This window comes from Kitasatospora sp. NPDC056184, from assembly GCF_042268405.1.
In the GTDB taxonomy this organism is placed as follows: Bacteria; Actinomycetota; Actinomycetes; order Streptomycetales; family Streptomycetaceae; genus Kitasatospora.
On sequence record NZ_JBHJUI010000007.1, the window covers coordinates 217,626 to 231,446 of the forward strand.

Sequence of the window (13,821 nt, forward strand, 5' to 3'; positions counted from 1 at the left end):
GGTGCGAAGGGCCGACCGGCCTACAGGAACGAGTTGATCTGGATCGTCTCGTCCCGGCCCGGGCCGACGCCGATGGCGGAGATCGGGGCGCCCGACATCTCCTCCAGCGCCTTCACGTACGCCTGGGCGTTCTTCGGCAGCTCGTCGAAGGTCTTCGCCTTGCTGATGTCCTCGCTCCAGCCCGGCAGCGTCTCGTAGACCGGCTTGGCGTGGTGGAAGTCGGACTGGTTGTACGGGAGCTCCTCGACCCGCCGGCCGTCGATCTCGTACGCCACGCAGACCGGGATCTGCTCCCAGCCGGTGAGCACGTCGAGCTTGGTGAGGAAGAAGTCGGTGAGGCCGTTGACCCGGGTCGCGTAGCGCGCGATCACCGCGTCGAACCAGCCGCAGCGGCGGTCGCGGCCGGTGGTGACGCCGCGCTCGCCGCCGATGCGGCGCAGCGCCTCGCCGTCCGCGTCGAGCAGCTCGGTCGGGAACGGGCCGGAGCCGACGCGGGTGGTGTAGGCCTTCAGGATGCCGATGACCCGGTCGATCTTGGTGGGGCCGATGCCGGAGCCGGTGCAGGCGCCGCCCGAGGTCGGGTTGCTGGAGGTGACGAACGGGTACGTGCCGTGGTCGACGTCGAGCAGGGTGCCCTGGCCGCCCTCCAGCAGGACGACCTTGCCGGCCTTCAGTGCCTCGTCCAGCACCAGGGTGGTGTCGGCCAGGAACGGCTTGATCTTGTCCGCGTAGCCCAGGTACTCCTCCAGCACCAGGTCGGCGGGGATGGCGCGGCGGTTGTACAGCTTGACCAGCAGCTGGTTCTTGTCGTGCAGCGCCGCCTCGATCTTCTGGCGGAGGATCGACTCGTCGAAGAGGTCCTGGACCCGGATGCCGACGCGGTTGATCTTGTCCGCGTAGGTCGGGCCGATGCCGCGGCCGGTGGTGCCGATCCGGCGCTTGCCGAGGAAGCGCTCGGTGACCTTGTCCAGGGTGCGGTGGTACGGCGTGATCAGGTGGGCGTTGCCCGAGACCAGCAGCTTGGAGGTGTCGATGCCGCGCTCGTTCAGGCCGTTGAGCTCGGAGAGCAGCACGCCCGGGTCGATGACGACGCCGTTGCCGATCACCGGCGTCACGTTCGGGCTGAGGATGCCGGAAGGCAGCAGGTGCAGCGCGTACTTCTGGTCGCCGATGACCACCGTGTGACCGGCGTTGTTGCCGCCCTGGTAGCGGACGACGTAGTCGACGGAGCCGCCGAGGAGGTCGGTCGCCTTCCCCTTGCCCTCGTCTCCCCACTGAGCGCCAACGAGCACGAGTGCCGGCACAGGCGTACACCCCTTCCGGTTGGGGCATCCTGCGTAGGCCGCAGTCTGCCCCGAGATAGACGAAGCCCCTGGCGCAATAGCGCAAGGGGCTCTTGCACCGAGAGATTACCTGAGGAAGGACCGGTTGTGTCGTCCCTGTCCACGCCTGCAACCGGCGGCCCGGAGCCGCTTCTCCTGCTCCTCGACCCGGCGGCCCGGCAGTCCGACGGCGAGTCGGTGCGGATCGCGAAGGACGTTCTCTCCGGTGGAACGGACGTCAAGGTGGCCTATCCGGAGACGCCCTCCGAGCTTGACCGGGTGCTTTCGCACCGCGGCCGGAGGCGACCGGTGGTGATCGGTTCCGATCTCGCGCTCCAGCGGGTGCTCCAGGCCCTGTACCGCCAACGTGAGCTGGGGACGGACCCGGTGGGCCTGGTGCCGGTCGGCCGTCCGGAGGAGGTGGCGGCGGCCCGCGGGCTGGGCGTGCCGGCGGCCCCGGTGGCGGCCGCGCGGGCGGTGCTGACGGGGGCGGTGCGGAAGCTGGACCTGCTGGTGGACGACGGCGGCGGGGTGGCGCTCGGCGGGGTGCGGATCTCGGGGAGCGGAGTGCGTCGCCCGGTGGGCCGTCCGAGCGGCTGGCGTTCGCTATGGGCGAAACTGGCTGCGGCCGAGCAGGGGACCGTACTCACCCCGGAGCGCACCGGTCCGGGCCGGCCCGTCCGGGGCGAGCCGGGCCTGGAGGGCCAGAGCTCCCGGCTGCGGGTCGAGGCGGACGGCCGGCTGCTCGCCGACGTGCACCGGCCGGTCCGGGTGGTCCAGGTGACCCTGCCCTCCGGCGGCGCGGCCGGCGAGGGCGTGCTGGAGATCGTGGTCCGCGCCCCCGGCGCCCTGCTCCGGGCCCGGGCGGCCAGCGTCTCGGTGGCCGGCCGCGGCTTCGGGTACGAGGCGGACGGCCACCCGGTCGGCCCGGTCCGGGCCCGCACCTGGACCGTCCAACCGGGCTGCTGGGGCCTGCTGCTGCCCGCCGCCCGGCCGCCCCGCGCCGACGGCGCCGCCGGGTGAGCAGGCTCACGTTGGACGAACGGCGGACGAACGCCGGGCGAAGCGCCGTGCGCGCCCGGAGCGGGCCAACGGGCGCGAGCCGCAAGGCCGGGCGCGTTCGCCGGCCGTTCCGGCGGGCCGAAATCCGCCTCGGGTAAGGGGTTTTGTCTACGCGCGTTACCGACCCGCGCCCGGCCGCCTCCGGCCGCCCGGGTTCCCGGAGGGCGGATCGGCTGGCCTAGACTCGAAGGCGTGCCACGTGGTGACGGAAGACTCAACCACGATCTTCTTCCCGGCGAGAAAGGCCCCCAGGACGCTTGCGGCGTCTTCGGTGTCTGGGCTCCCGGCGAGGAGGTCGCCAAGCTCACGTTCTTCGGCCTTTACGCCCTGCAGCACCGCGGTCAGGAATCCGCGGGCATCGCAGTGAGCAACGGCTCCCAGATTCTCGTCTTCAAGGACATGGGACTCGTCTCCCAGGTCTTTGACGAGGCCTCGCTGGGGTCGTTGCACGGGCATATCGCCGTCGGACACGCCCGCTACTCGACCACCGGATCCTCGGTCTGGGAGAACGCCCAGCCGACCTTCCGGGCGACCGTGCACGGCTCGCTGGCCCTCGGTCACAACGGAAACCTGGTGAACACCGCCGAACTGGCGGCGATGGTCGCCGAACTCCCCGGCGAGGAGCACGTCTCCCGCTCCGGGCGGACGGCCGCGACCAACGACACCGACCTGGTGACGGCGCTGCTCGCCGGCCACCCGGACCTCTCCATCGAGGAGACGGCCAAGGTCGTCCTGCCCAAGGTCAAGGGCGCCTTCTCGCTCGTCTTCATGGACGAGAACACGCTCTACGCCGCCCGCGACCCGCAGGGCATCCGCCCGCTGGTGCTGGGCCGGCTGGAGCGCGGCTGGGTGGTCGCCTCCGAGACGGCGGCGCTGGACATCTGCGGCGCCTCCTTCATCCGCGAGGTCGAGCCCGGCGAGCTGATCGCCATCGACGAGAACGGCATGCGCACCTCGCGGTTCGCCGAGGCCAAGCCCAAGGGCTGCGTCTTCGAGTACGTCTACCTGGCCCGCCCGGACACCACCATCGCCGGCCGCAACGTCCACCTCTCCCGTGTGGAGATGGGCCGCCGGCTGGCGAAGGAGGCCCCGGCCGAGGCCGACCTGGTGATCGCGACGCCCGAGTCCGGCACCCCGGCCGCCATCGGCTACGCCGAGGCCAGCGGGATCCCGTACGGCTCCGGCCTGGTGAAGAACGCCTACGTCGGCCGCACCTTCATCCAGCCCAGCCAGACCATCCGCCAGCTCGGCATCCGCCTCAAGCTCAACCCGCTGCGCGAGGTCATCCAGGGCAAGCGCCTGGTCGTGGTCGACGACTCGATCGTCCGCGGCAACACCCAGCGCGCCCTGGTGAAGATGCTCCGCGAGGCCGGCGCCGCGGAGGTCCACATCCGGATCTCCTCGCCGCCGGTGAAGTGGCCGTGCTTCTTCGGCATCGACTTCGCCACCCGCGCGGAGCTGATCGCCAACGGCATGACCATCGAGGAGATCGGCCGCACCCTCGGTGCGGACTCGCTCTCCTACATCTCGATCGACGGCATGATCGAGGCCACCAAGCAGCCGAAGGACCGGCTCTGCCGGGCCTGCTTCGACGGTGAGTACCCGATGGAGCTGCCGGACCCCGCGCTGCTCGGCAAGCTCCTGCTGGAGGCCGAGATCAAGGGCGGCCAGCAGGCCCCCGCGGTCCGCGGCAAGCCGACCAGCGGCAGCGACCTGGACGGCGTCCAGTCGCTGCTCGGCGGGGCGGGCGCGGCCGACGCGCTGCGCCGCCCGTAACGACGAACCCCGGCGGGGTCCCGCACCCGGGACCCCGCCGCCGTTCCAACCCCCACCACAGACCCGAAAGGGCCGCACAGCAGTGACTACCGACCAGAACGGCGCCACCTACGCCGCCGCCGGCGTGGACATCGAGGCGGGCGACCGCGCCGTCGAGCTCATGAAGCAGTGGGTGAAGAAGGCCAACCGCCCCGAGGTGGTCGGCGGTCTCGGCGGCTTCGCCGGCCTCTTCGACGTCTCGGCCTTCAAGAACTACGAGCGGCCGCTGCTGGCCTCGGCCACCGACGGCGTGGGGACCAAGGTGGCCATCGCGGCCGCCATGGACAAGCACGACACCATCGGCCACGACCTGGTCGGCATGGTCGTCGACGACATCGTGGTGTGCGGCGCCGAGCCGCTGTTCATGACCGACTACATCTGCGTCGGCAAGGTCGTCCCGGAGCGGGTCGCCGCGATCGTCAAGGGCATCGCCGAGGGCTGCGCGCTGGCCGGCTGCGCCCTGGTCGGCGGCGAGACCGCCGAGCACCCGGGCCTGCTCGGGCCGGACGAGTACGACGTCGCGGGCGCCGGCACCGGCGTGGTCGAGGCGGACGCGCTGCTGGGCGCCGAGCGCGTCCGGGCCGGCGACGTGGTGATCGCGATGGCCGCCTCCGGCCTGCACTCCAACGGCTACTCGCTGGTCCGCCACGTGCTGCTGAACCAGGCCGGCTGGAAGCTGGACCGCAAGGTCGAGGAGTTCGGCCGCACGCTCGGCGAGGAGCTGCTGGAGCCGACCCGGATCTACTCGCTGGACTGCCTGGCGCTGATCCGGGCCACCGAGGTGCACGCCTTCTCGCACGTCACCGGCGGCGGCCTGGCGGCCAACCTGGCCCGGGTGATCCCGGACGGCCTGCACGCCCGCCTGGACCGCGGCACCTGGACCCCGCTGCCGGTCTTCCGGACCGTCGCCGAGGTCGGCAAGGTGGCCACCCTGGAGATCGAGAAGACGCTCAACATGGGCGTCGGCATGGTCGCGGTCGTCCCGCCGCACTCGGTGGACGCCGTGCTGGCGGTCCTGGAGGACCGCGGCGTGGAGTCCTGGGTGCTGGGCGACATCGTCGAGCGCACCGGTGAGCACGGGGACGGCGCGGCCCTCTACAACGCCTACGAGGGCTTCACGGGCTGAGTCCGGCCGCTGGACACCGAAGGCCCCTCCGGCACCGCCGGAGGGGCCTTCCGCGTGCGGCCCGGCTGCGGGCCGACGGGTGCGGGAACGCCGAAGACCGGCCCGGTGCGCTGGGCACCGAGGCCGGTCAGGTCAGACTGGGAGACTACGCGCGACGGCGGGCCTGGGAGGGCCCGGTACCCGACTCGGTGTCGTCGTCCTCGCCGTCATCGGCGTAACGAGCCGCGTACTCCGCGTACGGGTCGTCGTCCTCGTCCTCTTCGATCGGCTCCGGCTCGATCGGGGAGGTGGAGGGCGATACGCCCAGCTCGCTGGAGAGACGATTGGCGTCGAACCCGCCGCTGTTGTACTTCAGCTCGCGGGCGACCTTCGTCTGCTTGGCCTTGGCCCGGCCGCGCCCCATGGGTCGACCCCCTCAACGATGGGGCTCACGGCCCCGAGTCTGACACGTGTTCATGATCAAGAGCGGCCTGCCCGAATGGGGAGAACCGTCCCTTGGAGCATTAACGGTACCTGTTTCTGCCGCTGGACGGTACGTCGTCAGTGTGACGTGGCGCGCACCAGCCGCACCCGCGACCAGGTCGTCCCAGGTCAGGGGAGGTTTTGCGGCTTTTTGCACGCCGTCCGGAGGTGTCTCAGGTCCGTTGTTTCCTCACCGATTATCCCCCCAAGGGGGACCTTGGATCACCCGATCGGGTGCAGAAGTGAGAATCCGGTTCCACATTGTGATGCGCGGGGGGCGGATGGTGGACGCCCCCCGCGCATCGCCGGTCGGCCCCGGGCCGGCCGGACCGGAATCAGCCGCGGCGGGCGCCCGGCAGCAGCACCGAGCGCAGCGCGCTGATCTCGCGCATGCGCTTCTCGGCGAGGCGGTCGGCGGCGACGGCCGGCGGCACGCCGTCGGAGGCGGCCCGGGTGAAGATCTCCAGGGTGGTGTCGAAGATCTTCGTCGCCTTGTTCTTGGCGCGCTCGAAGTTGAAGCCGTCGATCTCGTCGGCGACCTGGATGACGCCGCCGGAGTTCACCAGGTAGTCCGGGGCGTAGAGCAGGCCGCGGTCGGCGAGGTCCTTCTCGACGCCCGGGTGGGCCAGCTGGTTGTTGGCGGCGCCGCAGACGATGGCGGTGCCGGCCTCGCCCAGCGCGGCGACCGTGTCGTCGGTGAGCGCGCCGCCGAGCGCGCAGGGGGCGTAGACGTCCAGCTTCGCCCGGAGCAGCGCGGCGGTGTCGGCGACCACCTCGACCTCCGGGTGGGCGGCCCGCACGCGGTTGACCGCGGCCTCGGAGACGTCGGTGACGACGACGGTGGCGCCGTCCGCGACCAGGTGGCCGACCAGGTAGTGGCCGACCTTGCCGACGCCGGCCACGCCGACCCGCTTGCCGCGCAGGGTGGGCTGGCCCCAGCGGGCCTGGGCGGAGGCGCGCATGCCCTGGAAGACGCCGAAGGCGGTCAGGATGGACGAGTCGCCGGCGCCGCCGTGCTCGGGCGAGCGGCCGGTGACGAACTCGGTCTCGCGCGCGATCACGTCCATGTCCTGGACGTAGGTGCCCACGTCGCAGGCGGTGATGTAGCGGCCGCGCAGCGACTCGACGAAGCGGCCGTAGGCCCGCAGCATCGCCTCGTTCTTGTCCTTGTTCGGGTCGCCGATGATGACGGCCTTGCCGCCGCCGAGGTCGAGGCCGGCCAGCGCGTTCTTGTAGGACATGCCGCGGGAGAGGTTGAGCGCGTCCTCCAGCGCCGCCTCCTCGGAGGCGTACGGGAAGAAGCGGGTGCCGCCGAGGGCCGGGCCCAGGGCGGTGGAGTGGACGGCGATGATCGCCTTCAGGCCGGAGGAGCGGTCGTGGCAGAGGACGACCTGCTCGTGGCCGTCGCCGGTGGCGCCGTCCTGGGAGTTGCCGAAGATCCTGCCGAGCACGCCGGGTGCGGAGTGCGTGGGGGCGGCGGTCTGTACGTCGGTCACTGTGGTGACTCCAGTAATCGAGGCCCGCTTGCTGTGGTGCGGGCGCCTAGGGCGAAGCGTAGCCCCGAGGGCCGTGCCGGTCCGCTCCCTTGGCGAAGCTCGGGCCGGTTGTCCGAGGGGTGAGACGGGAGTGGGCCCCAGCAGCCCGTTCGTGTCCCGCGGGTGCGTCCGCGAACGGGGCCGCCGCCCCGCGCCCGCCGGGTGGCGGCCGCCGGGCACTCCCGGGCGACGGGGGGTGCGTGCGACGATGCAGGACGTGACCGTCGTCCGTACCTCCGTGCTGCCGCCCTACGCCGCGCACCTGCGGGTCTACGAGCCGCTGGCCGCCTACCCGGAGCCCGAGCGGGCGCACTGGCAGGCCTACGCGGCGGAACACGGCCCGGACGCGCCGGAGGCCGGCCGTTCGGTGGCCGCGGCGGCGCTGGCGGAGCAGCGCACCGCGCTGGCCGAGCTGGTCGGCCGCACCCCTCGGGCGCTGCCGGAGCGGGAGAGCGAGCGCGCCTTCGTCCGGCTCGTGGACGGGGTGCTCTACATCTGCCCGTGGGCGACCAGGCTGCGCAACTGGCAGGCGCTGGACGAGCTGCGGGCCGGGGCGCCGGTGGCGCTGGTGGACACCGCGCTGCCGCCGGCCACCCGGGCGGAGGCGGAGGCGGACCGGGAGCGCTGGCGGGCGGAGCACCCGGACGCCCGGCCGTGGATCCTCACCAGCCGGTGGGAGGTGCCGGTGCGGTGGTTCCTTCCGTTCGGGGACGAGGATCGATGCTTCGTTCCCGCAGGGACGGGGGAGAAGGGGGAGGAAGGAGTTCGGGGGGACCGGGTGTCGTTGTTCTATCTGACGCCGATGGCGCAGGCGCGCCGCCGGGTGGCCCGGGCGTACCGGGCGTTGCGCGAGGCGGTGCCGGAAGGGGAGCTGGTGCGGGGGGCGGAGCAGGTCGGGCGGTGGCTGGAGGAGTTCCATCCGCGGTCGCTGGTGGAGCTGGACTACGGGGGGCTGGTGCATCTGCTGGGGCCGGAGCGGCTGTTGGCGGACCATTCGGCCGGGGAGCTGGAGGACGGGCTGCGCGCGATGCGGGCGGGGGACAAGGCCGAGGCGGTGCGCGCCTACGAGGGGCTGCTGGTGCGCTGGCGGAGGGTGCTGGCACTGCGCCACGCGAACTGAGCCGGGCGGGCCGGGTACGGCGGGCCGAGGGCCGGCCGCGGGCCGGGCTGAGGGGGCGTCACCGCTGGCCGGGGCGGGTGTCGGTGGTACCTGTAAGACGGTAAGAGTCCTATGGCCCGAGCCGTATGACCAAGGTCCTGGTTCGGGTCAATAGCTGTCGAACGTGACACTACTCACTGTTGACGCGAACTCACCCCTATGTGCAAAAATGGGACAACCAGCCCAAGTTCACGTGAGCGTGCCCACTTTTGGGTGGTTCTGGAGTCGATGCGTGCTTTGCGGGGAAACAGCGGGTCTGGTCCCCTCGTAACCTAATGTCACTATAGGGTGACCGCCCGTTATGGGGTGGTCCATCGCCATCCGTCGGGCTTGAACCCGTGAGGGGTCAATTTTGGCGGTTTGGTCGATAGGGCTGGACGGATGGTGTAGTTGTAGACACCAGGACAAGCCGTTCGTCCTATAACCGACTCGGCCCGTCTATGCCATTTCGGGCATCGCGGGCCAAGGTGCAGAATTTGAAGGATAGAACCGCCCTGGTTCGGTTCTCCGAGGAGGCCGCTCATGACCGCTCGTACCCCCGATGCCGAGCCCCTGCTGACTCCGGCAGAGGTCGCCACCATGTTCCGTGTGGATCCCAAGACCGTGACCCGCTGGGCTAAGGCCGGCAAGCTCACGTCGATCCGCACCCTGGGCGGCCACCGCCGTTACCGTGAGGCGGAGGTGCGCGCCCTGCTGGCCGGTATTCCGGCCCAGCGAACCGAGGCCTGACGGGCCGAACGTTCAAGGCTCTTTCGAAGGGGCTGCTTACCGGACTCCGCCGGGTCCGGTAAGCAGCCCCTTTGGTTTGTCCCGGACCTTGTTCCCCGCTGCCCCGCAGAGTTCGTCTACAGGCTTGTCGTACTCGCGCGATCCGCCCGGAATGTTGAACTCCGGATAACGATTTGAGGGGGAAGGGGTGGGGGGGATTTACTGTGAATAGCAGTACAATTTTACATATTAAATTAAGCCCTTCCGGGAAGGGCCCCCGAACGGCCGGTTCCCGGGAAACACGGGTGACGACCATCACACGCATAGTCACTTGTGGTCTAGACCTAGTCCGGGTAAAAGGGCCGGCCCGGCAAACGCGAAAGGCCCGGAACCAAACGGTTCCGGGCCTCTCGACTACGGCGATCCCGACGGGACTTGAACCCGCGACCTCCACCTTGACAGGGTGGCGAGCTAACCAACTGCTCCACGGGACCAGAGTGTTCCTGATCCGTCCGCTCCGCTTTCCTTCCGGGCTGCGCTGCGAACAAGACAGATCGTAGCCCATGTGGGGCCCCCAGGTCGAACCGGCTCCCGAGGGCCCCCGGCGCAGCTCAGAGCGTGGCCCTGGCCGCCTCCATGGCCTTGGCGATCCGCTTCTCCGAGACCGGTGACGGCGTGCCCAGCGACTGGGCGAAGAAGCTGACCCGCAGCTCCTCGATCATCCAGCGGACCGCCCGCACCTCGGGCGAGGGCTGCCGCCCGGCCGGCACGGCCGCCAGCAGCTCCCCGTAGGCCTGCTGGACCTGCTGCACCTTCAGCAGCTGCTGGGTGTCCCGCTGCGGATGGTTGGGCAGCGCCTCCAGCCGGCGGTCCACCGCCAGCAGGTAGCGCTTGAGGTCCGGCAGCCGCTGCCAGCCGGTCGCGGTGACGAAGCCCGGGTGCACCAGTGAGGCCAGGTGCAGCCGGATGTCGTTCACCGCGTTCAGCAGCACCGGGCTGCTCACCGACTTCAGCCGGGTCGAGGCCTTGTGGAAGGCGATCAGCGCGGTGGCCGTCTTCAGCGTGGTGTCCGCCGCGAGGTCGTACAGGTCGGCCCGGACCTTGTCGCGCAGCGCGGCGAAGGCCGGCTCGTCCCAGGCCGGACCGCCGGCCAGCGTCATCAGCCGGTCCGCGGCGCAGGCCACCACGTCCTCGAACAGGGCCGGGATCGAGCCGTGCGGGTTGTAGGACAGCGCGAGCTTGGCCTGGTTGCCCAGCCGGCCCTGGATCGACTTGGCGGGCGAGGTGGTGGAGAGCATCAGCAGCCGCCGGGTGCCCTCCCACATCGCCTTCTCCTGGGCCTCCGGGGTGTCGAACAGCCGGATGCCGACCGTCTCCCCCTCGTCCACCAGCGCCGGGTAGGCGCGCAGCGCGTGGCCGCGGGAGCGCTGCTCGAAGGTGCGCTGCAGCACCGGCAGGTCCTCCGGCCAGGCGGTCAGCCCGGACCGCTCGATGCCCCGGCCGGAGGCGGCCGAGGAGAGCGTCTCCTTGAGCTTCGGGTTGAGCCGCTGCCGCAGCTCCTCCAGGTCCTTGGACTCCGCGAGCTTCTTGCGGCCGTCCACGACCCGGAAGGTCACCTTGAGGTGCTCCGGGACCCGTTCGCCGTCCCAGGCCTCCGGAGGCACGGTGACCGCCGTCAGCCGCTTCAGGGCGTGCTCCAGGGCCGGGAGCAGCGGCTCCTGGCGCTCCTGGTGGTCCCTCAGCCCGCGCAGCGCGGCCCGGGCGAAGTCCGGGGCGGGCACGAAGTTGCGCCGCACCGCCTTCGGCAGCGACTTGATCCAGGCGGTGACCAGTTCCTCGCGCAGGCCCGGGATCTGCCAGTCGAAGCCCTCCGCGGTGACCTGGTTGAGCACCGGCAGCGGGATGTGCACGGTCACGCCGTCCGCGTCGCTGCCCGGCTCGAACTGGTAGGTGAGCGTGAAGCGGAGCGCGCCCTGCTGCCAGTGGTCGGGGTAGTCGGCCTCGGTGACGCCGTCGGCGGCGTCGTTGATCAGCATCGACTTCTCGAAGTTGAGCAGGTCGGGCTGGTCCCGGCGGGCCTGCTTCCACCAGGAGTCGAAGTGCCGGGCGGAGACGATGTCGTCGGGCAGCCGGCCGTCGTAGAACTCGAACAGGGTCTGGTCGTCGACCAGGATGTCCCGGCGGCGGGCCCGGTTCTCCAGCTCCTCGACCTCGTTGAGCAGCTTGCGGTTCTCGGCGAAGAAGCGGTGGTGGGTCTCCCAGTCGCCCTCGACCAGGGCGTTGCGGATGAACAGCTCGCGGCAGAGCTCCGGGTCGATCCGGCCGTAGTTGACCTTCCGCTGGGAGACCACCGGCACCCCGTAGAGGGTGACCTTCTCGTACGCCAGGACGGCCCCGGCCTTCTTCTCCCAGTGCGGCTCGCTGTAGCTGCGCTTCACCAGGTGGCCGGCCAGCGGCTCGACCCACTCGGGCTCGATCTTCGCGTTGATCCGGGCCCAGAGCCGGGAGGTCTCCACCAGCTCGGCGGACATCACCCAGCGCGGCGGCTTCTTGAACAGGCCCGAGCCGGGGAAGACCGCGAACCGGGCGCCGCGCGCGCCGCCGTACTCGCGCTTCTCCACGTCGTACAGGCCGAGGTGGGAGAGCAGGCCGGCCAGCAGCGACTGGTGGATCCGGTCGGCGTCCGGCTCGGCGTCGTCGTGCGCCTCCTCGATGGTGACGCCGAGCTGCTTGGCGACCGTGCGCAGCTGGGAGTAGATGTCCTGCCACTCCCGTATCCGCAGGTAGTTGAGGAACTCGGCCTTGCACATCCGGCGGAACGCGGAGGAGGAGAGCTCGCGCTGCTGCTCCCGCACGTAGCGCCACATCGACAGGAAGGAGAGGAAGTCGGAGGTCTCCGAGGTGAACCGGCGGTGCCGCTCGTCGGCGGCCTGGCGCTTCTCGGCGGGGCGCTCGCGCGGGTCCTGGATGGAGAGCGCGGCGGCGATCACCATGACGTCGCGCACGCAGCCGTTCCGGTCGGCCTCCAGGACCATCCGGGCCATCCGCGGGTCCACCGGGAGCTGGGCCAGCTTGCGGCCGAGCGGGGTGAGCCGCTTGCGGACGTCCTTCTCCTCCGGGTCGAGCGCGCCCAGCTCGTGCAGGAGGTTGACGCCGTCCTTGATGTTGCGGGAGTCCGGCGGGTCGAGGAACGGGAAGGCGGCGATGTCGCCGAGGCCGGCGGCGGTCATCTGGAGGATGACCGAGGCCAGGTTGGTGCGCAGGATCTCGGCGTCGGTGAACTCGGGGCGGGAGAGGAAGTCCTCCTCCGAGTAGAGCCGGATGCAGATGCCGTCCGAGGTGCGGCCGCAGCGGCCCTTGCGCTGGTTGGCGCTGGCCTGGCTGATCGCCTCGATCGGCAGCCGCTGGACCTTGGTGCGGTGGCTGTAGCGGGAGATCCGGGCGGTGCCGGGGTCGATCACGTACTTGATGCCGGGGACGGTGAGGCTGGTCTCGGCGACGTTGGTGGCCAGCACGATCCGGCGGGAGTTCGAGCGCTGGAAGACCCGGTGCTGCTCGGCGGAGCTCAGCCGGGCGTAGAGCGGCAGGATCTCGGTGCTCCTGAGCTTCAGCTTGGTGAGCGCGTCGGCGGTGTCCCGGATCTCGCGCTCGCCGGAGAGGAAGACCAGGATGTCGCCCGGGCCCTCGGCCTGGAGCTCCTCGGCGGCCTCGCAGATCGCCTGGATCTGGTCGCGGTCGCGGTCCGCCTCGTCGGCGTCGCCGTCCTCGTCGTTCTCGTCCACGATCGGGCGGTAGCGGACCTCGACCGGGTAGGTGCGGCCGGAGACCTCGACGATCGGGGCGTCCTCGAAGTGCCGGGAGAACCGCTCCGGGTCGATGGTCGCCGAGGTGATGATCACCTTGAGGTCGGGGCGGCGGGGCAGCAGCTGCTTGAGGTAGCCGAGCAGGAAGTCGATGTTGAGGCTGCGCTCGTGCGCCTCGTCGATGATCAGGGTGTCGTACTGGCGCAGCTCGCGGTCGGTCTGGATCTCCGCGAGCAGGATGCCGTCGGTCATCAGCTTGACCAGGGTGTCCGGGCCGACCTGGTCGGTGAACCGGACCTTCCAGCCGACCGCCTCGCCGAGCGGGCTGCGCAGCTCCTCGGCGACCCGCTCGGCGACCGTGCGGGCGGCGATCCGGCGGGGCTGGGTGTGGCCGACCAGGCCGCGCACGCCGCGGCCCAGCTCCAGGCAGATCTTCGGGATCTGGGTGGTCTTGCCGGAGCCGGTCTCGCCCGCCACGATCACCACCTGGTGGTCGCGGACGGCTTCGAGGATCTCGTCCTTCTTCTGGCTGACCGGCAGCTCGGCGGGGTAGTCGATGGCGGGCACGGCGGCGCGGCGGCGCTCGACCAGCAGCTCGGCCCTGGCGACCTCGGAGGCGAGCTCGGCGGCGATCTTCGCGCGGGCCTCGGGCTTGCGGACCCGGCGCGCGCCGTCCAGCCGGCGGCCGATCCGCACCTGGTCGCGCAGGGTCAGCTCGGGCAGGCGCGCGGCCAGCTCGCCGATGCCGGGCCCGTCGCTCCGGGCGGACTCGGCGGCGGACTGGACTGCGGGAGAACTCACGGCGGGCATCCCTCTAGGTTCGCAAGGA

9 protein-coding genes and 1 tRNA gene are annotated in these 13,821 nt (G+C 71.2%); 5 read left to right on the top strand and 5 right to left on the bottom strand.

Translation table 11 applies throughout. The annotated features are described in order from the left end of the window. Positions 1-20: 20 nt before the first annotated feature. Complete coding sequence (locus ACFC0B_RS16855) at positions 21-1,304, bottom strand: adenylosuccinate synthase (protein WP_376086574.1); 1,284 nt, start codon at positions 1,302-1,304, stop codon at positions 21-23. A gap of 126 nt (positions 1,305-1,430) precedes the next feature. Here ACFC0B_RS16855 and ACFC0B_RS16860 point away from each other — a divergent pair, with 126 nt between their 5' ends. The 3 genes from ACFC0B_RS16860 (at position 1,431) to purM (ending at position 5,325) form a co-directional block, all read left to right on the top strand. Further along, positions 1,431-2,345 carry a diacylglycerol kinase gene (locus ACFC0B_RS16860; RefSeq protein ID WP_376086575.1) on the top strand — a complete coding sequence of 305 codons (915 nt, stop codon included), beginning with the start codon at positions 1,431-1,433 and terminating at the stop codon, positions 2,343-2,345. A gap of 231 nt (positions 2,346-2,576) precedes the next feature. Next, complete coding sequence (gene purF / locus ACFC0B_RS16865; RefSeq protein WP_376086576.1) at positions 2,577-4,160, top strand: amidophosphoribosyltransferase; 1,584 nt, start codon at positions 2,577-2,579, stop codon at positions 4,158-4,160. Between the two features lie 82 nt (positions 4,161-4,242). Then, positions 4,243-5,325: a phosphoribosylformylglycinamidine cyclo-ligase gene (gene purM / locus ACFC0B_RS16870; protein WP_376086577.1), complete on the top strand. Its 1,083-nt coding sequence runs from the start codon at positions 4,243-4,245 to the stop codon at positions 5,323-5,325. Between the two features lie 145 nt (positions 5,326-5,470). Here the strand turns inward: purM and ACFC0B_RS16875 are convergent, their stop codons facing one another. Then, positions 5,471-5,728, bottom strand: a complete 258-nt coding sequence (locus tag ACFC0B_RS16875; protein WP_327679361.1) for a DUF3073 domain-containing protein — start codon at positions 5,726-5,728, stop codon at positions 5,471-5,473. A gap of 394 nt (positions 5,729-6,122) precedes the next feature. Next, positions 6,123-7,283, bottom strand: coding sequence for a Glu/Leu/Phe/Val dehydrogenase dimerization domain-containing protein (locus ACFC0B_RS16880; RefSeq protein ID WP_376086578.1), 1,161 nt, complete (start codon positions 7,281-7,283; stop codon positions 6,123-6,125). 247 nt (positions 7,284-7,530) lie between these two features. Between ACFC0B_RS16880 and ACFC0B_RS16885 the strand changes: the two genes are divergently transcribed. Together ACFC0B_RS16885 and bldC are read left to right on the top strand one after the other, a co-directional pair. Then, on the top strand, positions 7,531-8,442 hold the full coding sequence (locus ACFC0B_RS16885) for a hypothetical protein (RefSeq protein WP_376086579.1): 912 nt from the start codon (positions 7,531-7,533) through the stop codon (positions 8,440-8,442). A gap of 561 nt (positions 8,443-9,003) precedes the next feature. Further along, on the top strand, positions 9,004-9,210 hold the full coding sequence (bldC, locus tag ACFC0B_RS16890) for a developmental transcriptional regulator BldC (RefSeq protein ID WP_014137253.1): 207 nt from the start codon (positions 9,004-9,006) through the stop codon (positions 9,208-9,210). A 399-nt stretch (positions 9,211-9,609) separates the two neighbouring features. Here bldC and ACFC0B_RS16895 read toward each other — a convergent pair. Both ACFC0B_RS16895 and hrpA read right to left on the bottom strand, forming a co-directional pair. Further along, a tRNA-Asp gene (locus ACFC0B_RS16895) sits at positions 9,610-9,683 on the bottom strand. A gap of 117 nt (positions 9,684-9,800) precedes the next feature. Continuing rightward, positions 9,801-13,802, bottom strand: coding sequence for an ATP-dependent RNA helicase HrpA (hrpA, locus tag ACFC0B_RS16900; protein ID WP_376086580.1), 4,002 nt, complete (start codon positions 13,800-13,802; stop codon positions 9,801-9,803). Between the last annotated feature and the right edge of the window lie 19 nt (positions 13,803-13,821).

Coding starts and splice junctions, on each gene's coding strand:
- ACFC0B_RS16875 (WP_327679361.1), bottom strand. CDS start 5,728: ATGGGGCGCGGCCGGGCCAAGGCCAAGCAGACGAAGGTCGCCCGCGAG.
- ACFC0B_RS16885 (WP_376086579.1), top strand. CDS start 7,531: ATGCAGGACGTGACCGTCGTCCGTACCTCCGTGCTGCCGCCCTACGCC.
- bldC (WP_014137253.1), top strand. CDS start 9,004: ATGACCGCTCGTACCCCCGATGCCGAGCCCCTGCTGACTCCGGCAGAG.
- hrpA (WP_376086580.1), bottom strand. CDS start 13,802: ATGCCCGCCGTGAGTTCTCCCGCAGTCCAGTCCGCCGCCGAGTCCGCC.